Source organism: Mycobacterium sp. RTGN5 (assembly GCF_033804465.1).
Taxonomy (GTDB): Bacteria; Actinomycetota; Actinomycetes; order Mycobacteriales; family Mycobacteriaceae; genus Mycobacterium.
In genome coordinates, this window is record NZ_JAPZLA010000007.1 from 259,166 (window position 1) to 282,171 (window position 23,006).

27 protein-coding genes are annotated in these 23,006 nt (G+C 66.9%); 22 read left to right on the forward strand and 5 right to left on the reverse strand.

Translation table 11 applies throughout. The features are described from left to right. Positions 1-29: 29 nt before the first annotated feature. Positions 30-806 (reverse strand): hypothetical protein, encoded by a 777-nt coding sequence (locus tag SLQ31_RS26890; protein WP_319437194.1) that lies wholly within the window; start codon positions 804-806, stop codon positions 30-32. A 95-nt stretch (positions 807-901) separates the two neighbouring features. Here SLQ31_RS26890 and SLQ31_RS26895 point away from each other — a divergent pair, with 95 nt between their 5' ends. The 9 genes from SLQ31_RS26895 (at position 902) to SLQ31_RS26935 (ending at position 8,398) form a co-directional block, all read left to right on the forward strand. Further along, positions 902-1,918, forward strand: a complete 1,017-nt coding sequence (locus tag SLQ31_RS26895; protein ID WP_319437195.1) for a Ppx/GppA phosphatase family protein — start codon at positions 902-904, stop codon at positions 1,916-1,918. After that, positions 1,915-2,946: a hypothetical protein gene (locus SLQ31_RS26900; protein ID WP_319437196.1), complete on the forward strand. Its 1,032-nt coding sequence runs from the start codon at positions 1,915-1,917 to the stop codon at positions 2,944-2,946. Before SLQ31_RS26895 ends, SLQ31_RS26900 begins: the two co-directional genes overlap by 4 nt. A gap of 7 nt (positions 2,947-2,953) precedes the next feature. Continuing rightward, positions 2,954-3,799, forward strand: a complete 846-nt coding sequence (locus SLQ31_RS26905) for a sugar phosphate isomerase/epimerase (protein WP_319437197.1) — start codon at positions 2,954-2,956, stop codon at positions 3,797-3,799. A gap of 15 nt (positions 3,800-3,814) precedes the next feature. After that, positions 3,815-4,612: a thioesterase family protein gene (locus tag SLQ31_RS26910; RefSeq protein ID WP_319437198.1), complete on the forward strand. Its 798-nt coding sequence runs from the start codon at positions 3,815-3,817 to the stop codon at positions 4,610-4,612. A gap of 31 nt (positions 4,613-4,643) precedes the next feature. Then, complete coding sequence (gene proC / locus SLQ31_RS26915) at positions 4,644-5,507, forward strand: pyrroline-5-carboxylate reductase (protein ID WP_319437199.1); 864 nt, start codon at positions 4,644-4,646, stop codon at positions 5,505-5,507. Positions 5,508-5,646: 139 nt separating this feature from the next. After that, complete coding sequence (locus tag SLQ31_RS26920) at positions 5,647-5,910, forward strand: helix-turn-helix domain-containing protein (protein WP_319437200.1); 264 nt, start codon at positions 5,647-5,649, stop codon at positions 5,908-5,910. A 134-nt stretch (positions 5,911-6,044) separates the two neighbouring features. Then, the gene (locus SLQ31_RS26925; protein ID WP_003402602.1) at positions 6,045-6,146 is read left to right on the forward strand and encodes a 30S ribosomal protein bS22; all 102 of its coding nucleotides are present in this window, start codon (positions 6,045-6,047) and stop codon (positions 6,144-6,146) included. Positions 6,147-6,229: 83 nt separating this feature from the next. After that, on the forward strand, positions 6,230-7,303 hold the full coding sequence (locus tag SLQ31_RS26930; RefSeq protein ID WP_319437223.1) for an SDR family oxidoreductase: 1,074 nt from the start codon (positions 6,230-6,232) through the stop codon (positions 7,301-7,303). Between the two features lie 30 nt (positions 7,304-7,333). Beyond that, complete coding sequence (locus SLQ31_RS26935; protein ID WP_319437224.1) at positions 7,334-8,398, forward strand: lysophospholipid acyltransferase family protein; 1,065 nt, start codon at positions 7,334-7,336, stop codon at positions 8,396-8,398. Between the two features lie 10 nt (positions 8,399-8,408). On the opposite strand, the gene SLQ31_RS26940 is transcribed toward SLQ31_RS26935, so the two are convergent. Beyond that, positions 8,409-8,921 carry a MaoC family dehydratase N-terminal domain-containing protein gene (locus SLQ31_RS26940; protein WP_319437225.1) on the reverse strand — a complete coding sequence of 171 codons (513 nt, stop codon included), beginning with the start codon at positions 8,919-8,921 and terminating at the stop codon, positions 8,409-8,411. A 28-nt stretch (positions 8,922-8,949) separates the two neighbouring features. Continuing rightward, complete coding sequence (locus SLQ31_RS26945; RefSeq protein ID WP_319437226.1) at positions 8,950-9,879, reverse strand: HAD-IB family hydrolase; 930 nt, start codon at positions 9,877-9,879, stop codon at positions 8,950-8,952. Positions 9,880-9,932: 53 nt separating this feature from the next. Here SLQ31_RS26945 and SLQ31_RS26950 point away from each other — a divergent pair, with 53 nt between their 5' ends. From SLQ31_RS26950 to SLQ31_RS26990, 9 genes are all read left to right on the forward strand, one after another. Beyond that, positions 9,933-10,217, forward strand: a complete 285-nt coding sequence (locus tag SLQ31_RS26950; protein ID WP_319437227.1) for a glutaredoxin family protein — start codon at positions 9,933-9,935, stop codon at positions 10,215-10,217. 107 nt (positions 10,218-10,324) lie between these two features. After that, a complete protein-coding gene (locus tag SLQ31_RS26955; RefSeq protein WP_319437228.1) occupies positions 10,325-11,692 on the forward strand; it encodes a glutamyl-tRNA reductase in 1,368 nt (455 codons plus the stop codon). A 5-nt stretch (positions 11,693-11,697) separates the two neighbouring features. Then, positions 11,698-12,669, forward strand: coding sequence for a hydroxymethylbilane synthase (gene hemC, locus SLQ31_RS26960; RefSeq protein WP_319437229.1), 972 nt, complete (start codon positions 11,698-11,700; stop codon positions 12,667-12,669). A gap of 4 nt (positions 12,670-12,673) precedes the next feature. Further along, positions 12,674-14,335: a bifunctional uroporphyrinogen-III C-methyltransferase/uroporphyrinogen-III synthase gene (locus SLQ31_RS26965; RefSeq protein WP_319437230.1), complete on the forward strand. Its 1,662-nt coding sequence runs from the start codon at positions 12,674-12,676 to the stop codon at positions 14,333-14,335. Positions 14,336-14,346: 11 nt separating this feature from the next. After that, on the forward strand, positions 14,347-15,336 hold the full coding sequence (gene hemB / locus SLQ31_RS26970; protein ID WP_319437231.1) for a porphobilinogen synthase: 990 nt from the start codon (positions 14,347-14,349) through the stop codon (positions 15,334-15,336). A gap of 61 nt (positions 15,337-15,397) precedes the next feature. Then, positions 15,398-15,820 carry a hypothetical protein gene (locus SLQ31_RS26975; protein ID WP_319437232.1) on the forward strand — a complete coding sequence of 141 codons (423 nt, stop codon included), beginning with the start codon at positions 15,398-15,400 and terminating at the stop codon, positions 15,818-15,820. Between the two features lie 20 nt (positions 15,821-15,840). Next, positions 15,841-16,233, forward strand: coding sequence for a hypothetical protein (locus tag SLQ31_RS26980; RefSeq protein WP_319437233.1), 393 nt, complete (start codon positions 15,841-15,843; stop codon positions 16,231-16,233). Next, on the forward strand, positions 16,226-16,732 hold the full coding sequence (locus SLQ31_RS26985) for a DUF3093 domain-containing protein (RefSeq protein ID WP_319437234.1): 507 nt from the start codon (positions 16,226-16,228) through the stop codon (positions 16,730-16,732). The genes SLQ31_RS26980 and SLQ31_RS26985 overlap by 8 nt, the downstream gene beginning before the upstream one ends. Then, entirely contained in the window at positions 16,729-17,016 is a 288-nt protein-coding gene (locus SLQ31_RS26990; RefSeq protein WP_319437235.1) for a hypothetical protein, read from the forward strand. The genes SLQ31_RS26985 and SLQ31_RS26990 overlap by 4 nt, the downstream gene beginning before the upstream one ends. Here the strand turns inward: SLQ31_RS26990 and SLQ31_RS26995 are convergent. After that, the gene (locus SLQ31_RS26995; protein ID WP_319437236.1) at positions 16,973-18,118 is read right to left on the reverse strand and encodes an amidohydrolase family protein; all 1,146 of its coding nucleotides are present in this window, start codon (positions 18,116-18,118) and stop codon (positions 16,973-16,975) included. The two genes, SLQ31_RS26990 and SLQ31_RS26995, sit on opposite strands and share 44 nt — an antisense overlap. A 182-nt stretch (positions 18,119-18,300) precedes the next feature. Here SLQ31_RS26995 and SLQ31_RS27000 point away from each other — a divergent pair, with 182 nt between their 5' ends. The 4 genes from SLQ31_RS27000 (at position 18,301) to SLQ31_RS27015 (ending at position 22,729) form a co-directional block, all read left to right on the forward strand. Next, positions 18,301-18,957: a GOLPH3/VPS74 family protein gene (locus SLQ31_RS27000; RefSeq protein ID WP_319437237.1), complete on the forward strand. Its 657-nt coding sequence runs from the start codon at positions 18,301-18,303 to the stop codon at positions 18,955-18,957. Positions 18,958-19,126: 169 nt separating this feature from the next. Next, positions 19,127-21,232 (forward strand): heavy metal translocating P-type ATPase, encoded by a 2,106-nt coding sequence (locus SLQ31_RS27005; RefSeq protein ID WP_319437238.1) that lies wholly within the window; start codon positions 19,127-19,129, stop codon positions 21,230-21,232. Positions 21,233-21,285: 53 nt separating this feature from the next. Beyond that, positions 21,286-22,149, forward strand: coding sequence for an oxygenase MpaB family protein (locus SLQ31_RS27010; RefSeq protein ID WP_319437239.1), 864 nt, complete (start codon positions 21,286-21,288; stop codon positions 22,147-22,149). Further along, the gene (locus tag SLQ31_RS27015) at positions 22,142-22,729 is read left to right on the forward strand and encodes a helix-turn-helix domain-containing protein (RefSeq protein WP_319437240.1); all 588 of its coding nucleotides are present in this window, start codon (positions 22,142-22,144) and stop codon (positions 22,727-22,729) included. Before SLQ31_RS27010 ends, SLQ31_RS27015 begins: the two co-directional genes overlap by 8 nt. On the opposite strand, the gene SLQ31_RS27020 is transcribed toward SLQ31_RS27015, so the two are convergent. Beyond that, on the reverse strand, positions 22,726-22,950 hold the full coding sequence (locus SLQ31_RS27020; RefSeq protein WP_319437316.1) for a hypothetical protein: 225 nt from the start codon (positions 22,948-22,950) through the stop codon (positions 22,726-22,728). The two genes, SLQ31_RS27015 and SLQ31_RS27020, sit on opposite strands and share 4 nt — an antisense overlap. Positions 22,951-23,006: the final 56 nt, after the last annotated feature.

Here is a 23,006-nt window from a genome sequence, read left to right on the forward strand (position 1 = left end):
ACCCCGCGAGATCGAGGAGATGCATCTGCTTACTGCGCGGCGCGGGTGGCCGGATGGATGGCCAGGAGCGGAAAACCGGCGCGACGTTTGCACATGGCCGCCAGTTCCGCGTACGCCTTCTCACCGATCAGCGCGGTGAGTTCGGGGCCGTAGGACTGCCAGACCTGCTTTTTTCCGACGTGGGCTGCCGGGTCGCCTGTGCAGTACCAGTGCAGGTCCAGGCCGCCCTCGCCCCAGCCACGCCGGTCGTACTCGGTGATCAGGGTCTTGAGGATCTCGCTGCCGTCAGGGCGGGTGATTCTGTCCTGGGTACGCCGGATGGGCAGCTGCCAGCACACCTCGGGTTTCATCGTCAGCGGTTCGACCCCGAGCTTGAGCGCTTTGGTGTGCAGGGCGCAGCCGATGCCGCCCGGGAAGCCCGGGCGATTGAGGAAGATGCAGGCGCCCTTGTATTTGCGGGTGCGCAGGGCGGGCTCGTCGTCGTACTCGTCCTTCTCGAGGTAGCCCTTGCGGCCCAGACCCTTGTCCCGGAACTGCCAATCGGCGTCGGTCAGCTGCTTGACGGCGTCGTCGAGATTGGCGCGGTCGTCGTCGTCGGACAGGAACGCTCCGTGTGAGCAGCAGCCGTCGTCAGGGCGGCCTTCGACCGTGCCCTTGCAGGCCGGAGTCCCGAAGACACACGTCCAGTGGGACAGCAGCCAGGTCATGTCCGCGGCGATGAGATGTTCTGGATCGTCCGGGTCGTAGAACTCGACCCACTCACGGGGGAAGTCCAACTCAACTTCGCCAGGGTGCCCACTTGTCACAGCGCCTAACGGTAGTCCACATGCGCTCCGCCTTCTCGTTGGCTTTTGTCCATGTCGCGCGTGAAGCCGGTCATCGTCACGCTAGTTTTGTTGACGTGCGATTAGGCGTGCTCGACGTGGGCAGCAATACGGTTCATCTGCTGGTGGTCGATGCACACCGTGGCGGGCATCCAACTCCGATGAGTTCGACAAAGTCGGCGTTGCGCCTCGCTGAGGCGATCGACGACTCTGGCAAGCTCACCCGCCGCGGCGCCGACAAGCTGATCGACACCGTCGACGAATTCGCCAAGATCGCCGCGAGCTCTGGCTGCGCGGACCTGATGGCCTTCGCCACGTCGGCGGTCCGCGACGCCAAGAATTCCGAGGACGTGCTGGCCCGCGTGCTGGCCGAGACCGGAGTGAACCTCCAGGTCCTGTCCGGTACCAACGAGTCCCGGCTGACCTTCCTGGCCGTGCGGCGGTGGTACGGCTGGAGCGCGGGGCGGATCATCAACCTCGACATCGGCGGCGGGTCGCTGGAGCTGTCCAACGGGGTCGACGAGGCGCCCGAGGTGGCGTTGTCGCTGCCGCTGGGTGCCGGCCGGCTCACCCGCGAGTGGCTTCCCGATGATCCACCGGGCCGTCGCCGGGTCGCCATGCTCCGCGATTGGCTGGACAACGAGCTCGCCGAGGCCAGCGCGTTCGTCCTGGACGCCGGCCTTCCCGACCTCGCGGTGGCGACGTCGAAGACGTTCCGCTCGCTGGCCCGCCTCACCGGTGCGGCGCCCTCGGGTGCCGGGCCCAGGGTCAAGCGAACGCTGACGGCCAACGGTCTGAGGCAGCTCATATCTTTCATCTCTAGGATGACGGCGACAGATCGTGCCGAGTTGGAAGGGGTCAGTGCCGAGCGAGCGCCACAGATCGTGGCCGGCGCTCTGGTGGCGGAGGCAAGCATGCGAGCACTGTCTTTGGAATCGGTCGACATCTGTCCGTGGGCGCTGCGCGAGGGCATTATCCTGCGCCGACTCGACAGCGAAGCTGACGGAACTGCCCTGGTGGAAACCTCCGTGGGGGATGCTGGAAACAAGGGTTTTGATCGGTCGACTGGCGCCCGATCGAGAGGCACACGATGACTGCACCAGATGACAGCGAGAACAGCCGGCCCATTTCGGTCGCCGAGCTGCTCGCCAAGAATGGAACGATCGGCTCACCGCCGGTCGGGGGTCGGCGCCGCCGTCGGCGCGGTAACAGTGACGCGGTGACCGTCGCCGAACTGACCGGGGAGATCCCGATCATTCGGACCGGTGAGATTCCCATCGCGCGCGATGTCGAGGTGACCGATGTCGAGGCGATCGAGGAACCGGTCGACGAGGCAGTTGACGAGACACTCGATGAGCAGACAGCCGCTCCCGAGCCGGTCGAACTGCCCGCCACCAACGGATCGGCCGCCGCGGTCGAAGACGAAGATCAGTCGCCGGCGCTGCCCTTCGACGCGCCACCGGTGCGCGCGGACAGCCCGCTCCCACGCCGTGACCGCACCCCTGAGCGCAGCTACGACCCACGCCCCGTCCGCCGACCCGAACAACAGCCTGCGACGGACGGATCGGCCGCTCAGGAATCCGACGCTGAGGAATCCGACGCCGAACAGATGGCCTTCGACCCACTCGATGAAGCGGCGCCGGCACTGGATCTGGCACCCGACGAGCAGGTCGACGAGGCCGCCGAGTTGCAGTCGTATCTGCGGTCCTCCGGTGGCACGCTGTTCAGCGGCCAGACGGTGGCCGACGATCTGGCTCGGCGCGGCGTCGCCCAAGACGACGGGCACGACGGTGGCGCGGTGGCGGTGGCCACCCGGGAGGAAGCCGAGGCCGACGCGGAGTTGTCCCGCGAGAGCAAGCTCACCGCTCTGTGGCGGGCCCTTCTGGTGGTCGGCCAATCGATTCTGGCCGTCGCGTTCGGCGCCGGGCTGTTCATTGCTTTCGACCAGCTGTGGCGGTGGAACAACATCGTCGCGCTCGTGTTGTCGGTACTGGTCATCCTTGGCCTCGTGGTGGCCGTTCGAATCGTCCGGAAAACCGAGGACATCGCCAGCACTCTGATCGCGGTCGCGGTCGGTGCGCTGGTCACACTCGGGCCGCTGGCGCTGCTGCAATCGACCTGATTCATCAGTGCGCCCCGCAATCAAGGTCGGTCTGTCGACGGCCTCGGTCTATCCACTGAGGACCGAGGCCGCTTTCGAGTACGCGGCTGAATTGGGTTACGACGGTGTCGAACTCATGGTGTGGGCCGAGACCGTCAGCCAGGACATCGGGGCCATCGCCAAGCTGTCTCGCCGCTACAACATGCCGGTGTTGTCGGTGCACGCGCCCTGTCTGTTGATCTCCCAACGGGTCTGGGGAGCCAACCCCATCCCGAAGCTGACCCGCAGCGTGCAGGCCGCCGAACGGCTCGGCGCGCAGACCGTGGTGGTGCACCCGCCGTTCCGGTGGCAGCGCCGCTACGCCGACGGATTCAGCGAGCAGGTTGCCGAACTGGAGAGCCGCAGCGATGTGCTGGTCGCGGTGGAGAACATGTTCCCGTTCCGGACCGACCGGTTCTTCGGTTCAGGGGATCCGTCGATCGAGCGGATGCGCAAGCGCGGTGGCCGTCCCGGCGTTGGGATTTCGGCGTTCGCGCCGTCGTATGACCCACTCGATGGCGACCACGCCCACTACACCCTGGACCTGTCGCATACCGCGACGGCGGGCACCGACGCCCTGGAGATGGCCGAGCGGATGGGCTCCGGTCTGGTGCACCTGCACCTGTGCGACGGCAACGGGGCGTCGACCGATGAACACCTGGTCCCCGGCCGCGGGACACAGCCCACCGTGGAGGTGTGCCAGATGTTGGCGGCCAGCGACTTCACCGGGCATGTGATCCTCGAGGTCACCACCTCGGGTGCGCGCACAAAGGCCGAGCGGGAGACGCTGCTGGTCGAATCGCTCCAGTTCGCGCGCACGCACCTGTTGCGTTGAGCGAGAAAGGTATTCATGTACCCCCGGTTCGACGATGCGATGCTGCTACAGCCGATTGACAACGGCTTCGAGGCAAACCTCAACGAGCACTGGACAATTGGGCCGAAGATCCACGGCGGCGTGATGCTGGCGTTGTGCGCCAAGGCCGCTCGCGAGGCGTATGGGCAGAAGGACTTCGAACCGGTTGCGGTGTCGGCGGATTTTCTGTCCGCGCCCGACCCCGGCCCGGTACGGCTGAGCACGACCGTGCACAAGCGTGGCCGTCGCATCGGCCTGGTCGACGTGGCGCTGTCCCAGGGCGAGCGCATCTGTGTGCGCACCGTCGTCACGCTCGGTGATCCGGAGCACCACGTCGAGCCCTTGCTGTCGGCCAATCCGGTGACGGCGCTGATGAGCGTCGAGCCGCCCGCACATATCGAGCCGATCGGCCCGGGCCATCCCGCGGCGGCGATCAACAACCTGGCCCGCGGCTGCGACATCCGTCCGGAGCTGACCGAGACGGTCAACGAGGCGGGCGCCCCGGTGTTCAAGATCTGGGTTCGACCCAAGGAGGGGCCGGTTGACGTGTTGTTCGCGCTGATGTGCGGCGACATCTCGGTGCCGGTCTGCTACGCGGTGAACCGCCGGGGCTGGGCTCCCACGGTGCAGATGACCGCCTACCTACGGGGCATGCCCGATGACGGCTGGCTGCGGGTGGCCAGCACGACGACGCAGATCGGCCAGGACTGGTTCGACGAGGACCACACCGTGGTCGACAGCGCGGGGCGCATCATCGTGCAGACCCGCCAACTGGCGTTGGTGCCCGCCCAGTAGCGCTTGCTCAAGCCCGCTAGGGTTTTCCGTCATGGCCAGAATCGCGATCATCGGCGGCGGCAGTATGGGCGAGGCGATCCTTGCGGGGCTGCTTCGGGCGGGCCGGCAAGTCAAAGACCTCGTGGTGTCGGAGCGGATGCCGGAGCGGGCCCGCGCGCTGAGCGAGAAGTACTCGGTCCGGATGGCGACCGTCTCCGAGGCGGTGGAAACCGCGGCGTTCGTGATCGTCGCCGTGAAACCGGCCGACGTCGAATCGGTTGTCGCCGAGATCTCCGAATCCGCCGCCCAGGCCGAGAGCGACACCATCGAACAGGTCTTCGTCACCGTCGTGGCCGGTGTGACGATCGGCTTCTACGAGGCCCGGCTGCCCGCTGGCTCGCCGGTGGTACGGGTGATGCCCAACGCCCCGGCCTTGGTCGGTGCGGGCGTCAGCGCGCTGGCTGCGGGCCGGTTTGCCACGGCTGAGCAGCTCGCCGACGTCGCGGGGGTGTTCCGATGCATCGGCGACGTGTTGACCGTCCCGGAAAGCCAGCTCGACACCGTCACGGCGGTCTCCGGCTCGGGGCCCGCATATTTCTTCCTTTTCGTCGAGGCAGTGGTCGATGCGGCGGTCGCAAACGGGCTCAGTAGAGCGGTCGCGACCGACCTTGCGGTGCAGACGATGGCCGGATCGGCGGCAATGCTCCTGGAACGCCTCGACAGTGAGCGTGCGGCCGGCGAAGACACCGGGCTGGACACATCTGCCGCTCGGCTGCGGGCGATGGTGACGTCCCCGGGCGGGACCACCGCCGCTGGCCTGCGGGAACTCGAGAGGGGTGGGGTGCGGGCGGCCGTCGCCGCTGCCATCGACGCCGCGAAAACACGCTCTGAGCAGCTAGGAATTACATCAGAGTAGTTCAACTATTTTCTGATGGATCTACCCACACCCGTCGCAGTAACCCCATTGGCCACGCTATTCTCCTCGTGTATGCACGGCTGGGTGCCAGTGGTGGGGAAGCCGCTGGAACTGCCCGTGCCTGACGGATTGGGTTGCGATGACGTCTATGAACGGGCCATCCGCGCGGGATTCGGCTGGAAAATCGGCGCGGGATGCCGGTGGCGCCGATAGCCCGCCGGCCGCCAGGCAGCAATTTCTGACCGTCGCCGAAGTAGCTGCGCTGATGCGGGTCAGCAAGATGACGGTCTACCGCTTGGTGCACAACGGCGAGCTGCCGGCGGTGCGGGTGGGTCGTTCGTTCCGCGTGCACGCCAAGGCCGTCCACGACTTGCTGGAGACGTCCTACTTCGACGCGGGCTAGTCGCCCTGATCGGTGGCCGGCGCTCGTTGCGCGGAGGCCGTTTTCCGTTCCGTATGCCTGCTTAGGTAAGGTGTCCGGGACATAGAGAAGCCTGCTCTGGTGCAGGCACTGCAAAGACTTAGGTAGCGGATTTTATGGGTTCAGTCATTAAGAAGCGGCGCAAGCGCATGTCGAAGAAGAAGCACCGCAAGCTGCTGCGTCGTACCCGGGTCCAGCGCAGAAAACTCGGCAAGTAGTTCTCTTGCCGGGCCCTGGCGCAGATCTAGCCCGGCAGATAGTGAGCCATGCCGGGCGCAGGCTCGGCCGATAGGCTGTCCTGATGGATTCCGGCGGTACCGACACCGAAGCCCCGCACTACCCGAAGGTCGTGCTGGTCACCGGGGCGTGCCGGTTCCTCGGCGGGTACTTGACCGCACGGCTGGCGCAGAACCCGTTGATCAACAAGGTCATCGCCGTCGACGCCGTCGCGCCGAGCAAGGACATGCTGCGCCGGATGGGCCGGGCCGAGTTCGTTCGTGCCGATATTCGAAACCCGTTTATCGCCAAGGTCATCCGAAACGGTGAAGTCGACACTGTCGTTCACGCCTCGGCAGCTTCTTATGCCCCGCGCTCGGGTGGGCGCGCCACGTTGAAGGAAATCAACGTCATGGGCGCCATGCAGCTGTTCGCGGCCTGTCAGAAGGCGCCATCGGTGCGCCGGGTGATCCTGAAGTCGACCTCCGAGGTCTACGGCTCGCATGCCCACGACCCGGTGGTCTACACCGAGGACAGCAGCAGCCGTCGGCCGCCGGGCGAGGGCTTCGCCCGCGATAGCATCGACATCGAGGGCTATGTGCGTGGGTTGGGCCGGCGCAGGCCCGATATCGCCGTCACGATCCTGCGGCTGGCCAACATGATCGGCCCGGCCATGGATACCGCGTTGTCGCGCTATCTGGCCGGCCCGGTGGTGACCACCGTGCTCGGCCACGACGCGCGGCTGCAGCTCTTGCACGAGCAGGACGCGCTGGGGGCGCTGGAGCGCGCCACGATGGCGGGCAAATCAGGAACGTTCAACATCGGCGCCGACGGCGTGATCATGATGTCGCAGGCAATCCGGCGGTCCGGCCGCGTTGCGCTTCCGTTGCCGAATCCCGGCTTTTGGGCGCTGAATTCGTTGCGCAGGACGGGCCGGAGTTCCGACCTCAACCGTGACCACATGGACTGGCTAAATTACGGGCGCGTCATGGACACCGCGAGAATGCGCTCCGAGTTGGGCTTTGCGCCGAAATGGACGACGATAGAGGCCTTCGACGATTACGTGCGTGGCCGAGGTTTGACCCCGATCATCGACCCGAACTGGGTACGCTCTCTGGAGAGTCGCGCGGTCGCCGTTGCGCAGCGATGGGGCGGCTGATGAGCCGATGGTGGGGAGAAGGTAGTCGACGTGGCGGGTGATTCCAAGGCGAAAGTGATTCCGCTGCACTCAAATTCGACGCGTGCTGCGGCGGCCAGACGGGCCGCCCAACGCGCGGAGGCAGCCCGCCGACATCCCTCGCTACTGGCCGACCCCGGCACGCGCGCGTCGGCGGACGATATTGCCGCCGTTGTCAGAGAAATCGATGCGCGGCGCGGAACCAGCACAATTGGTGGCCCTCCCGAGGCTCCCAATGAACTGGCACAACGTATTTCGGCGATCGCCAATTTTGTATCCAAGCGGCTGTCCGGCGATTATTCGGTCGACGAATTCGGTTTCGATCCGCAGTTCAACAACGCACTCGTCATGCCTTTGCTGCGCTTCTTTTTCCAGAATTGGTTCCGGGTCGAGGTCAGCGGCATTGAGAACCTCCCGAAGAATGGTGCCGGCCTCCTCGTCGCCAATCACGCCGGGACGTTGCCGTTCGACGGGTTGATGTTGTCGGTGGCGGTGCACGACCACCATCCGAACAACCGGGACCTGCGCTTGCTGGCGGCCGACATGGTGTTCGACATGCCGATGATGGGCCCGATCGCCCGCAAGGCCGGCCACACCATGGCGTCCACCGTCGATGCGCACCGGCTGCTGGTCGGCGGCGAGCTGACGGCGGTCTTCCCCGAGGGCTACAAGGGCTTGGGCAAGCCCTTCAAAGATCGTTATAAGCTGCAGCGATTCGGCCGCGGCGGGTTCGTCTCGGCGGCGCTGCGAACCAAGGCGCCGATCATCCCGTGCTCGATCGTCGGGTCCGAAGAGATCTACCCGATGATCACCGACGTGAAGCTCCTAGCGCGGCTGCTGGGATTGCCGTACTTCCCGATCACGCCGCTGTTCCCGCTAGCCGGTCCGGTCGGGCTGATACCGCTTCCGTCCAAGTGGCACATCACATTTGGTGAGCCGATCGAGACCGCCGACTATGACGAATCCGCGGCCGATGACCCGATGGTCACCTTCGATCTCACCGACCAGGTGCGCGAGACCATCCAGCAGACGCTGTACCAGTTGCTGACCAAGCGTCGCAATATGTTCTTGGGCTGAGCGGTCGGCGTCAGCGCGCGGTTTGCTTGCCCATCGCCGCCGCGGCGATCGCCGCCACCTGAGCATTAGTCTGTTCGTCGCCTTCTGCCTCACCGATCATTGTCACGATGGTCGTGATCACCGGTTTGCCGTCTTCGTCGGTGACTTCACTGCGCAATTCAGTGATGACGGTGCCGAATGATTCGACCACCGAGTCCAGCCAGGAATCAAAGAACAATTTGTCACCGGCCACGATCGGCCGGTGGAAACGGATCTTCTGATCGCGGTGAATGACGCGGGCGATATTGATCCCGACGTCGAAGTTGCGGAAGATGTCCAACTGAACCTGGCGTCCCGCGATCGCGATAAAGGTCAGCGGGGCCACCACGTCTGCGTACCCGGCGGCCTTGGCCGCTTCCTCGCTGGAGTACATCTCATTTTCCGACTGGATCGCGTTGGCGTACTCGCGGATCTTCTCCCGGCCGACCAGGTAATAGTCCGGGTAGCGGTAGTGGGTTCCGATGATGTCGCTGGCGATTGACACCCGGGGAGCCTATCAAGCGGGTACCGGGTCAGCGTCTACGCGATACCGCTGCCGCCAGTGCGCCGCCGGCCGCTCCCAGCGCCAGCGCCGACGGCACCCCGATGCGCGCCGCCTTGCGCGCGGTCCGGAAATCGCGGATCTCCCACCCGCGTTCGCGAGCCAGCTCGCGCAGGTGGGCATCGGGGTTGATCGCGACCGCCGTTCCGACCAGAGACAGCATGGGCACGTCGTTGTAGCTGTCGGAGTACGCGGTGCAGCGCTTGAGGTTGAGACCCTCGCGAACGGCCAGCTGCCGCACCGCATGCGCCTTGCCGACGCCATGCAGGATGTCGCCCACCAGCCGGCCGGTGAACACCCCGTTCTCGGATTCGGCGACGGTGCCCAGCGCACCGGTCAAGCCCAGCCGCCGGGCGATCGTGTCGGCCAGCTCGTAGGGCGTGGCGGTCACCAACCACACCTGCTGGCCCGCGTCCAGATGCATCTGAGCCAGTGTTCGGGTGCCGGGCCAGATCTTGTCGGCGATGATGTCGTCGTAAATCTCCTCGCCGACCGCGATCAGTTCGGCGGTTGAGCGCCCCTCGATGAAGGCCAGCGCCTTGCGCCTGCCCTCGGCCACGTCCTCGCTGTTCTCCCGGCCGGTCAGCTGGAACTTGGCCTGCGCGTAGATGAATTTGGCCATGTCGGCGTAGGTGAAGTACTTGCGGGCGGCCAGGCCGCGACCGAAATGCACCAGCGACGAGCCCTGCACCAACGTGTTGTCCACGTCGAAGAACGCCGCCGCGGTGAGGTCGGCGGGCGGCGGGATGGCCGGGTCGGCGGCCATCGGCCCTGGCTCGCGATGCGCGGCGATGCTGGCGTCGCGTGCCACAGCGCTGGCCTGCTCGGCGACCATCTCGTCGACGGCCCGCTCGGCGCTCGCGTCGCCCGCGAGTTCCTGGTCGTGGTCCCCGGGCACCATGCGACCAACCCTAGCTGCGACGCTTCCTTGGCCTAACTGCGACACTGGCTCGGGTGAGCCGCGCACACGTCGAGCTGTTGACCCGGGCCGGGTGCACCATCTGCCAGCAGGTCTACGACCGGTTGACCGAGCTGGCCACGGAACTCGATTTCGAGCTCTCCGCCACCGACGTCGACGCCGCGGCCGCCGCCGGCGACAGCGCATTACGTGCCGAATTCGGCGACCGTCTGCCTGTCGTCCTGCTCGACGGCCGCGAGCACAGCTACTGGGATGTAGACGTGCCCAGGCTAAGAACGGATCTCGCCCTCGGCCGTGTGGTCGTCGAAGACGACGGGTGAACTGCGCCCGGAATTTGGCCAGCCGCCTGCGCAGCGTTTACCGTGGAAGTAAGTTTCACTAACGGAGCATTCCGGGACAGCAAGGGAGCGGGCCAGGTGATCGTGCCGTGAGCGTGCTGCTGTTCGGGGTGTCGCATCGGAGCGCTCCCGTATCCGTCCTTGAGCAGTTGTCCACGGATGAGTCCGATCAGGTCAAGATCATCGATGAGTTGTTGCGCTCGCCGCTGGTGACCGAGGCGATGGTGCTGTCCACCTGCAATCGGGTCGAGGTCTACGCGGTGGTCGACGCCTTCCACGGCGGCCTGTCGGCGATCGGCCAGGTGTTGGCCGATCACTCCGGGATGTCGATGGGCGATCTGACCAAGTACGCCTACGTCCGCTACAGCGAGGCCGCCGTCGAGCATCTCTTCGCCGTCGCGAGCGGCCTGGACAGCGCGGTCATCGGCGAGCAGCAGGTACTCGGCCAGGTCCGTCGCGCCTACGCCAATGCCGAGACCAACAAGACCGTCGGCCGGATCCTGCACGACCTCGCCCAGCGCGCGCTGTCGGTGGGCAAGCGGGTGCATTCCGAGACCGCGATCGACTCCGCGGGCGCCAGTGTGGTGTCCGTCGCACTGGACATCGCCGCCTCGCGCCTGGACGGGTTGGCCGGCTGTACCGCCACCGTCGTCGGCGCCGGTTCGATGGGCGGGCTGTCGGTTGCGCACCTGTTGCGGGCCGGGGTCACCCACATCGACGTCGTCAACCGCTCGCTGCCCCGCGCGGAGCGGTTGGCCGAGAGCATCCGCCAACAGGGTGCCACCGCTGCGGCGCTGACCCTGGAGCATCTGCCGACCGCACTGGCGGCGGCCGATGTCGTCGTCAGCTGTACCGGCGCGGTCCGCCCGGTGGTGTCGCTGGCCGACGTGCACAATGCACTGGCCAGCACCCGTCGCGACGAGGCCGCCCCGCCGCTGGTGCTGTGCGACCTCGGGATGCCCCGCGACGTCGACCCCGCCGTAGCTGGATTGCCCGGTGTTTCGGTCATCGATATGGACCGGGTGCAGCGTGAGCCGTCCGCCCGGGCCGCCGCCGCCGACGCCGAAGCCGCCCGCCAGATCGTCGCCGCCGAGGTTGCCAGCTACCTGGCCGGCCAGCGGATGTCCGAGGTCACCCCGACTGTCACCGCACTTCGCCAGCGCGCCGCCGACGTCGTCGAGGCCGAGCTGTTGCGGCTGGACAACCGGCTGCCCGGCCTGGACGACTCCCAGCGCGACGAGGTCGCCCGTACCGTCCGCCGCGTGGTCGACAAGCTGCTGCACGCCCCGACGGTGCGGGTCAAGCAGCTGGCCAGCGCGCCAGGTGGCGACACGTACGCCGAGGCGTTGCGCGAACTCTTCGAACTCAATCCACAGGCCGTCGACGCCGTTGCCGCAGGTGAATTGCCCCTGGCGACAACGGAATTCGATCAAGGCCGAGCCGACGGCACCGGGTAGTACGGTTGGCCGGCAGTAACGACGCAGTAATCCGGATCGGTACCCGGGGCAGTCTGCTGGCGACCACGCAGGCCGGGACCGTTAGAGACCAACTCATCGAGCGAGGGCATCCCGCCGAGCTGGTCATCATCAGCACCGAGGGCGACCGATCGGACAAGCCGGTCGCCGAGATCGGGGTTGGCGTGTTCACCGCCGCGCTGCGCGAAGCCATCGCCGACGGCCGCGTGGACATGGCCGTGCACTCGTACAAGGATTTGCCGACGGCTCCCGACGACCGGTTCGTCATTGCCGCCATCCCGCGCCGCGAGGACGCCCGCGACGCGTTGGTGGCCCGCGACGGGATGGTTTTGGGGGAGTTGCCGGTGGGCTCGGTGATCGGCACGAGCTCTGTGCGACGGGCGGCGCAGCTTAGAGCACTGGGTCTCGGTTTGGAAATCCGCCCCCTAAGAGGCAACCTAGATACCAGGTTGAACAGGGTAAGCAGTGGTGATCTCGACGCCATCGTGGTAGCCCGGGCGGGCCTGTCCCGCATCGGACGACTCGACGATGTCACTGAGACGCTGGAGCCGGTGCAGATGTTGCCAGCGCCGGCCCAAGGTGCGCTTGCGGTCGAGTGCCGCGCCGGCGACACCGAGCTCGTGGCGCTGTTGGGAGAGTGGGACGATCCCGACACCCGCGCCGCGGTCACCGCGGAGCGAACCCTGCTGGCCGAACTGGAGGCGGGTTGTTCCGCACCGGTGGGCGCGATCGCGGAAGTGGTCGAGTCCATCGATGACGACGGCCGCGTCTTCGACGAGCTGTCACTGCGCGCATGCGTGGCGGCAGCAGACGGATCCGACGTGATTCGTGCGTCCGGCATCGGCAATCCCGGCCGGCCCGCAGAGCTGGGGCTCTCGGTCGCCGCGGAGTTGTTCGAACTCGGTGCGCGCGAGGTTATGTCGGTACAACTCCGCGATGGAGCGGTGGAGCGGGAGTGAAGCGATGACTGGGCATGTGAGCGGTCGGGGACGTAAGGCGAAGCCGGGACACATCACGTTCGTCGGCGCGGGTCCAGGGGACCCCAACCTGCTGACGACGCGCGCCCGCACCGTGTTGGCCAATGCCGCGCTGGTATTCACCGACCCGGACGTGCCGCAGGCCGTGCTCGCGGTGGTGGGCACCGACCTGCCGCCCGCGTCCGGCCCCGCGCCGGCGCCGGACGGCGCACCAACCGAAGGCCATGACGAGACCGCGCCGCCGGTCGTCTCCGTCGGTCCGGACATCCGCCCCGCGCTGGGCGATCCGGTCGAGGTGGCCAAAACCCTCGTCAACGAGGCCAAGACCGGCTTCGACGTGGTGCGCCTGATCGCAGGCGATCCGCTGTCGGTCGACTCGGTCATCACCGAGGTGAACGCGGTGGCTCGCGCGCATGCCGAGTTCGAGATCGTGCCCGGCCTGCCTGCCACCAGTGCGGTGCCGACCTACGCGGGTCTGCCGCTGGGGTCCGCGCACACCGTCGCCGATGTGCGCGGCGAGGTCGACTGGGCGGCGCTGGCCGCCGCCCCCGGTCCGCTGATCCTGACCGCGAGCGCCTCGCACCTGCCCGAGGCCGCCCGCACGCTGATCGAATACGGCCTGTCCGACGGCACTCCCTGCGTGGTCACCGCCAACGGCACCACCTGTGCGCAGCGGTCGGTCGAGACCACCCTGCACGGGCTGACCGACCGCGCCACCCTGGCCTGCAACAGCGATCCTGCCGGCCCGTTGACCGGCACGCTGGTGGCCACCATCGGCAAGACCGTGGCGCACCGCGCCAAGCTGAACTGGTGGGAGAGCCGGGCCCTGTACGGCTGGACCGTGCTGGTGCCGCGCACCAAGGATCAGGCCGGTGAGATGAGTGACCGGCTGGTCGGCCATGGCGCCCTGCCCATCGAGGTGCCGACCATCGCCGTCGAGCCGCCGCGCAGCCCAGCCCAAATGGAAAGGGCCGTCAAGGGTTTGGTCGACGGCCGCTACCAGTGGGTGGTATTCACCTCCACCAACGCGGTGCGTGCGGTGTGGGAGAAGTTCGGTGAGTTCGGCCTGGACGCGCGGGCCTTCTCCGGTGTGAAGATCGCCTGCGTCGGCGAGTCGACGGCCGATCGGGTGCGGGCCTTCGGGGTGAGCCCCGAGCTGGTGCCGTCCGGCGAGCAGTCCTCGCTGGGCTTGCTCGACGAATTCCCGGAGTACGACAGCATTTTCGATCCGGTCAACCGGGTGTTGCTGCCGCGCGCCGACATCGCCACCGAGACCTTGGCCGAGGGCCTGCGCGATCGTGGCTGGGAGATCGAAGATGTCACCGCCTACCGCACCGTGCGCGCGGCGCCGCCGCCGGCCGAGACCCGCGAGATGATCAAGACCGGCGGATTCGACGCCGTGTGCTTCACCTCGAGCTCGACGGTGCGCAACCTCGTCGGCATCGCGGGCAAGCCACACGCCCGCACGATCGTGGCGTGCATCGGACCGAAGACGGCGGAGACGGCCGCGGAGTTCGGCCTGCGGGTCGATGTTCAGCCCGAGACGGCCGCCGTGGGTCCGCTGGTCGATGCGCTGGCCGAGCATGCCGCCCGGCTGCGTGCCGAGGGTGCGTTGCCGCCGCCGCGCAAGAAGAGCCGACGCCGCTAAGCAGATAAGGCATGACCTTGCCCGATTATCTGCGACAGCGCCCGCGCCGGCTGCGCTCAACTCCTGCGCTGCGCCGGTTGGTAGCCGAAACCTCTTTGGAGCCAAGGCAGCTGGTGCTCCCGATGTTCGTCGCCGACGGGATCGACGAGCCGCGACCGATAGCGTCCATGCCCGGCGTTCACCAGCACACCCGCGAATCGCTGCGCCGCGCCGCCGAGCAGGCCGTCAGTGCCGGTGTCGGGGGGCTGATGCTGTTCGGCGTGCCGCGCGAGGCGGACAAGGACGCCATGGGGTCCGTTGGGGTGGACCCCGACGGGATCCTCAACGTCGCGCTGCGCGACCTGGCCAAGGACCTCGGCGACGACACCGTGCTGATGGCCGATACCTGTCTCGACGAGTTCACCGACCACGGGCATTGCGGTGTGCTCGACGCCCGCGGCCGCGTCGATAATGACGCCACCAATGCGCAGTACGTCAAACTTGCTGTGGTGCAAGCAGAATCGGGCGCACGGGTGGTCGGCCCGAGCGGCATGATGGATGGTCAGGTGGCCGCCATCCGCGACGGGCTCGACGCGGCGGGGTTCACCGATGTCCTGATTCTGGCGTATGCCGCGAAATTCGCGTCCGCGTTCTACGGCCCGTTCCGCGACGCGGTCGGCTCCAGCCTGCAGGGTGATCGGCGTACCTACCAGCAGGACAGCGGCAACGCGCGGGAAGCGTTGCGCGAGATCACCCTTGACCTCGATGAAGGCGCCGACATCGTCATGGTCAAACCCGCCATGGCTTACCTGGACATCGTGCGCGCGGCCGCCGATATCTCGCCGGTACCCGTAGCCGCCTATCAGGTATCGGGGGAGTACGCGATGATCAGCGCGGCCGCAGCCAACGGCTGGATCGATGGTCAAGCGGCCGCGCTGGAGTCACTGACCAGCATCCGGCGCGCCGGCGCGGACATCGTCCTGACCTATTGGGCCGCCGACGTCGCGGGCTGGCTGGCGTGAGCGACGCTTGCGGAGCGAACCACGGGCGGACACGCCGCGCCCTCGCTTGCGAGGTGGCGGCGTGACCCACCAACCGCCGCCCGAGGCTCCCGCGCGGCCGGAGGATGTCGACACCGCCTTCTGGCTGTGGCTGATCGCGCTGCCGTTGATGGTGGCCGGTTATCTCGCCGACGCCTACTTCGCCATGAGCAAGCACGCCTCAGTCGTGATCATCGGAATCACCGTGCTGTTCGCGCTGATGGTGGCCGCGCTGGTCCTGACCTTCCTGTTCTTGATGCGGTCGGGGTATCGCTGGACTCGCACGGTGCTGACCGGTGGCGGCTTGGCCAGCGTCATCTACACCGTCTCCAGTCTGTTGGGTACCGAGCGGGAGACCGCGCAGGCGGTGATCTTTGCCGTCACCGGCATCATCGGGTCGGTGCTGATCATCGGCGGCGCCGTTCTGTTGCACCGTCAGGACGCGCAAGGGTTCTTCACCAAGTGAACCGATAGGCTGGCCCGACCATGACCGCAACCGAACCCAGGCCTCGCGCCCTCAACACCGCGTTTTGGCTGCTGCTGGTCGGTGCGGTGATGCTCATCGGGGGCGGACTGATCGCCGCGACCGCGAGCATCCCGGCGGTCTTCCGGGGAGCGGGGATCGTCTGCGTCGTTGCCGGCGCGTTGATTGCGTTTTTGGCTGGGCGGGTTCGTAGCACCGGGGACGCGCGGTTTCGGCGCGCCACTTTGGCGCTCTCGCTCGTGGTGGTCGTGCTGGTGTCACTGGTCGCCGCGTTCGGCGTCGTCCATATCCTTGCGCTGCTGTCGGTCTTGCCGCTGATCGTGGGCGCGATGTTCCTGAGCCGGCCCGCGGCGGCCGGCTGGTCGAACGCTGATTCGCCGGAGCCCAATGCCTGAGGATCTACCGATCGAACAGCCGGAACGGCTCTTCTACGAGACCGGTGCGAGCTGGTACTGGCTGATTGCCGGGCCGGTCGCGGCGGTCTCGATGCTGCTGATCCAGTACAAGGGCGGGGTCGGCTTCCAGCCCTGGGTCCCGCTGATCTTCCTGGTGCTGGTGACGGGGTTTTTGGGCTTACAGGTCAAGGCCGCGCGGATTCACACCAGCGTCGAGCTGACCCGCGATGCCTTGCGCGAGGGTGCCGAAGTCATCGCCTTGAGCGATATCGTGGCCGTGTTCCCCCCGGCGCAGCATTCCGTGAAATCCCGTGAACTCCTGGAGAAGTGGCAGACGTCGCGAGCGCTGGGCGAATTGTCCGGAGTGCCCCGCGGCCGAACCGGCATCGGCGTCGAACTCGCCGGCAAGCGCACCGCGCAGGCGTGGGCGCGCAACCACCGGGGCTTGCGGGCCGCGCTCACCGAGCTGGTCGAGGGCAAGACGGCGGACGTTCAGTGAGGCATGTCATCCAGCTCGTGCTGGCCGCGCTGGCGTTGGCCGGCGGGGTGATCGTCGGCCTGCAGATCCGCAGCGTGGTCTTCGTCTCGCCGGTCGCCGACGGCCAGCCGTCGACGACATCGGTGGCCTACGACCCGCCACTGATGATGCTGACCTGGGTATTGGTTACTGCCGCCGGCGTGCTCGCCGTGCTGGGCGTGGCGGGTCTGGTGCGGGCCAGGCGCGCGCGTGGCGCGACGCTCAGAACACCCGCGTCTGGCCTTCCAGCACCGGAACCGACGTAGGCAGCTTGTAGGTCTGCACGCCGTTGCGCCACATCACTGCATCGCGGGCGTGCTCGGGCAGGTGCTTAACCAGCCAGCGGGGGTCGTCGAACGTCCAGTGCGGGTAGTCGGAGGAGAACAGCAGGATCTTCTCGCATTCCATCCACTCGAAGGCCCGCAGCAGTTCGGTCTTGTCCTCGGGGTAGTCCAGCGGCTGGGTGGTCCACTTGATGTGGTCCTTGACGTATTCGGATGGTTTGCGCTTGATGTCGAGCCAGGATTTGCGGGCCTCGTAGATGGCGTCCATGCGCCACATCAGCGGCAGGATCCAGCTGAAGGCGTGCTCGACGAACACGATGCGCAGGGTGGGGTAGCGGTCGAAGACTCCGTCGAAGATCAGGCTCATCACCTGGTTGGCCGCCAGTAGCGAGTAGGTGACCATGAAGTCGTGGTTGTAGCTGGGCAGGCCGACAGGCGGGATCGGCAGGGTCTCGTACTTGCCGCGGCCAAGGTGGCAGCTGACCGTGATGTCGTGTTTGGTGGCGGCCGCCCAGATCGGGTCGTATTTCGGGTCGCCCCATGACGGCCGGGGTTCGGCGTTGATCAGGATCTGTGACATGTAGGGGTGAGCGGCCCATTTCTCGATCTCGCGGGCCGCGCCGTCGGGGTCCTCGATGGCCACCGAGATCGAGCCGCGCCAGCGCTTATGCCAGTTGTTGCGGCTGTCCAGCCAGTGTTCGTCCATCCAGAGGTTCGTCGCGATGGCCACGGCCTGCGCCGCCTCGGCCAGCCGAGCGCCGGGAGCCAGCGGTTCCAGGATGGCGATGTCGGCGCCGGCCTCCATGATCAGCTGGCGAAACGCCAGGTCAGGGTCGCTGCCGGCGAACTCGCCGTCGGCGGGGAAGGTATCGGTGCGCATGGCGTAGGCGTGCGCGTAGTCGGGGGCGTCGTAGTAGATCGTGTCGCCGACGGGGTGCGAGAGAAAGTACTTCGAGCGCCATGGCTCGGGGATGTAGTCGATCAGTGCCCCGCGCCGCGGCACCGGGTGCACATCGGAATCCACGCACCGCACGGCGATGTGTTCGGTCGGTGCCGACCGCTGCTCGATGTGCGTCAGTGTCATCCCGGTCATCTTCTCGTCGTTGCATCGATTGTCCCACCCCGAAGCGCACGTGGCCTGCGAGAAAAATGAGGTAGTGGCCTACGTATGTCGTCTGGCAGGACTTGCGAGAGAGTTGTCGCAGGTCAGCGATCGTGCCGTCGCCTGATACGCGAATCGACGCACAACGGGAGACGAGGAGGGGCATGGAGAGCAATCCCGGTCTGTCATCCGACGTCTCCCAGTTGCCGTCGACGCTTCATGGGCAGGTGTTTCTGCTGGCTTTCGATCCCAAACGGGGTCGCTTCTTTCGCCATGACTCCGGGTTGTTCGCGCTGGCATTGGGCGCTGCGATGCTGACCGATCTCTACCTGACTGGTTATTTGGTGGAGCGCGACGGCCGCCCCGTTCCAGGCAAAGCGGCGAGCCCGGACGATCAGCTATTGCGTTCCGCATTCGCCCAGGTCGGTGTCCACAATCGAGCGACCTGGGCACAGTTGATCATCGGGCACCACGGGTGCGCCATTTCCACGGTCCGGGAGCAGCTGATCGCCGAGGGGTGGTTACACGCTGGTGGGCGCGCGGTTCTTGCTGTGCCCGCCGAGACGCTGGAACTTTATGACCCGTGCCGGGTCGGCGCTCTGGCCGATCAGGTCGCCGGTGCGCTCCGGACCGCGCTCGCGGGAGAGCCGGCCGAGCCATGGCTGTTGGCGTGCGGATTGTTGGCAGTCCATGCTCGGCTGCCCGGGCTGGCTGACTACGTCGCCACTGCCGATCTTCGGCACCTACAACAACTGGCGCGTGACGCCATTCCGCCCATTTCCGGCTTGGCCGAAGCGATCCAGAATCGAGCAGCATGGTAGACCGCGAGCGCCGGCACCTGCGGGTGGTTCCTCAGCCGAGTGCTTCCGACGAGGACCCTGAGCCGCCGGAACCAGAGGATCCAGAGACCCCGGACGAGGATCTGCGCGTCTTGTTGTGGTGAGACGGCGGACCACTGGACAACATACCCCCTAGGGGTATCATCAAAGCATGACGACGACCGACCTTCAGTTGAGCGGCATGAGCTGCGCGTCTTGCGCGGCGAAGATCGAGCGCAGCCTCAACGACCTGGACGGTGTGCGCGCCACGGTGAACTTCGCCGTCGAGAGTGCGCACGTCGAACACGGGCCGCAGGTCTCCGAGCGCGATCTCATTCACGCGGTGGAGTCCACCGGCTACCACGCCTCGATTGTCGACCACTCCGCCCACGACCACATGAACCACGACGTCCCCACCGAGCAGCTTCGCCCCCGGCTCATCGGCTCGGCGGTGCTGGCGTTGCCGGTGGTGGCCCTGTCGATGGTGATGCCGTGGCAATTCTCCGGCTGGCTGTGGCTGGTGCTCGCCCTGACGACACCGATCGTGTTCTGGGGCGGCTACCCGTTTCACAAGGCGGCGCTGAACAGTGCGCGGCACGGGTCGTCGACGATGGACACCCTGGTGTCCATCGGTACTTTGGCCGCGTACTTCTGGTCGCTGTACGCGGTGGTGACCGGGGCGGCTGCGCACGGTCACGGTCACGTCTATTTCGAGGTCGCGGCGGCGGTGACGGTGTTCCTGCTGGCCGGCAAGTATGCCGAGGGTAAAGCCAAGCGGTCGGCCGGCGCTGCGCTGCGCGCGTTGCTGTCCCTGGGCGCCAAGGATGCCACGGTGGTGCGCGACGACACCGAGGTGCGAATCCCGGTGGGCGAGTTGCGGGTTGGTGACGTGATCGTGGTGCGTCCCGGTGAGCGGGTGGCCACCGACGGTGTGGTGGTGGACGGCGCCTCGGCGCTGGACACCTCGGCGATGACGGGGGAGTCGGTGCCTGCCGATGTGGGAGTCGGTGCCGAGGTGCTGGGTGGCGCCGTGAACACCTATGGGCGAATCCTGGTGCGCGCCAGCCGTGTTGGCGCTGACACTCAGCTGTCCCGGATGGCTCGGATGGTCGCCGATGCGCAGGGCGGGAAGGCGTCGATTCAGCGGCTGGCCGACCGGGTGTCGGCAGTGTTTGTTCCGGTGGTGCTGGCGATCGCAGTCATCACGTTGGTTGCCTGGCTGCTGGCCGGTGGACCGGTGACGGCGGCGTTCACCGCCGCGGTGGCCGTTTTGATCATCGCCTGCCCGTGTGCGCTGGGCCTGGCGACGCCGACCGCGATCCTGGTCGGCACCGGTCGCGGCGCTCAGCTCGGGGTGGTGATCAGGGAGCCACAGGTGCTCGAGACCGTCACCGGCATCGACACCGTCGTGCTGGACAAGACCGGCACCGTCACCACCGGCACCATGGCGGTCGCGGCCGTCGAGACCGAGCCCGGCGCCGACGCGGAGACCGTGCTGGCGTGGGCGGCTGCCGTCGAGTCCGCTTCTGAACATCCGGTGGCCGCCGCGATCGTGGCCGCCGCCCGCGACCGGGGTCTGCGGGTGCCCGCGGTGAGCGACTTCGCCAACGATCCCGGGACCGGGGTCAGTGGCGTCGTGGATGGGGTGACCGTGCGGGTGGCCCGCGCCGCGGACGACGACGGACGCACCAGTGTGGCCGTCACCGCCGATGGCGCCCAGCGCGGCGTGATCCGGCTGGTCGACGCGGTCAAGCCCACCAGCGCCGAGGCGATCGCCGAGCTGAAGCGGATGGGGATCACCCCGATGCTGCTCACCGGTGACAATCCGGCAGTCGCCGCGCGGGTGGCGGCTGAGGTCGGCATCGCCGCCGAGAACGTCATCGCGGGTGTGCTGCCGTCGGAGAAGGCGGACGCGATCAAGCGACTGCAGGCCGAGGGCCGAAAGGTCGCGATGGTCGGCGATGGGGTCAACGACTCGGTGGCGCTGGCCACCGCCGACGTCGGCATGGCGATGGGTACCGGCACCGATGCCGCGATCGAGGCGGGCGACATCACGCTGGTCCGCGGCGACCTGCGAACCGTCCCGACCGCGCTGCGGCTGTCGTCGCGCACTCTGCGGATCATCAAGCAGAACCTGTTCTGGGCGTTCGGCTACAACGTGGCGGCGATCCCGCTGGCCGCGCTGGGCCTGCTGAACCCGATGATCGCCGGCGCCGCGATGGCGTTCTCCTCGGTGCTGGTGGTGACCAACAGCCTCCGGCTCAAGCGCTTCACGTGACGCTCGTCACGAACCCGTTGGTACAAAGTTCGAAATCTGTAACACTGTTGCACATGACGGAGCTTGCCGAATCCCAGTCGGCCACCGATGCCCTGCCGCTGGGCCCGCAGTCACTGGTCTGGCGCTATTTCGGCGACAACCGGATGTTCCTCATCGGACCGCGTCCTGCGGTGCTGCAGAACATGCTGGCGGAGCTGGGCCAGGGTGTGCTCGACCACTCGGTATGGTTCGCCGACACCGCGGCCAGGATCAAGCGGTCGCTGCCACCGATCTTCATGACGGTCTACGGCAGCGACGACGACAACGCCGGCACCGGCGTCCGCGACTTCCACCACAACATCAAGGGCGATATGCCTGACGGCAGCCGCTACCACGCGCTGGATCCCGACACCTACTTCTGGGCGCACGCGACCTTCTTCGACCAGGCCCTGTACTTCGCCGACACCTTCGTCAAGCGGCTCTCGCGCGCCGAGAAGGAACAGATGTACCTGGAATCCAAGACCTGGTACCGCCGCTACGGTGTGAGCGATCGCCCGATGCCCGCTGATTACGCGGCGTTCGAGCAGTATTGGGACCGGATGATCGACCAGGTCCTGGTCGCGCACCGGACTGCAAGCTACGGCGTCGGTTATGTCACCAAGGGATTTCCGCGGCCCAAAGGCGTCAACCCGGTTGTGTGGCGGCTGGTGGCACCGGTGTTCAACCCCGTCGCGGCGTTCCTGACCACCGGCGGGATGCCGCCGCGCACCCGCGAGTTGCTCGGCCTGCCCTGGAGCGAACGCAAGGAACGCAACTATCAGCGCTTCGCGGCGCTATGGCGTTCGCGTCCGGTCAACTGGGTGTGGGATCGTCTGCCGATGCACGTCCGCTACAACCGCTACGCCACAGCGGGTTTCGTGCAGGCAGGGCATGCCTGACCTGTCGACCGAAGCGATACTCGACGCCGCGCTCGTCGAGTTCGATCAGCATGGCATCCGACGGGTCGCGCTTGACGACGTTGCGCGTCGGGCCGGGGTGAGCCGGACGACGATCTATCGCCGCTTCGCCAACAAGGACGACCTGGTGTCCGCCGTGATGGATCGGGAAAACGCTCGGCTGTTCGCCGATATCGCCGAGGAACTCAAAACCAAACGGCCGCAGTCGAATTACTACGTCGAAGCGTTCACGCAGGCGGTGCTGCGCGGCCGTAGGCACCGGGTGCTCAACCGGATGGTCCTCGACGAGCCGGCGTTGACGCTGGAGTTGGCTCGCCGGCATTATGTCGCGGCGGTGCAGCGCATCGAGTCGGCATTGCAGGTCATCTTCCCGCCCGGCTTCGCCGAGCGGATCGGGCCGCAGGCCGTCCATGAACTGGCCGACAACATCTGGCGGTACACGCTCATGGCGGCCCTACTTCCCGGCCCCGACCCGATTGAAACTGCAGACGATATAAGGGCTTTCGCCACAAAACACTTCTTGCCCAGCCTGCCCGAAGCGTTGCGGGCAGTGCCGGTCTAGTCGTTGCTGGTGCAGTCCAGATCCACGTACGCGGTGGGCATTGCCTGATGGACGTCGGTGACGGTGCACTGCGACAGCCCGCCGCTTGGCTGGCCGTTGAGTTGCACCTGGTACCCCTGGCCCTGCAATTGGCTGATGATGTCGGGGGCTGAGCCGGTCCCGGACGAGGACACGATGTGGGCGACGCTGATGAGTGCTGCTCCAATTATGTTGCTGTACATACCTTTAGATATGCGCGGAGGTTACAGTTTCACGCGCCACCAGCGATTTCGGCGCG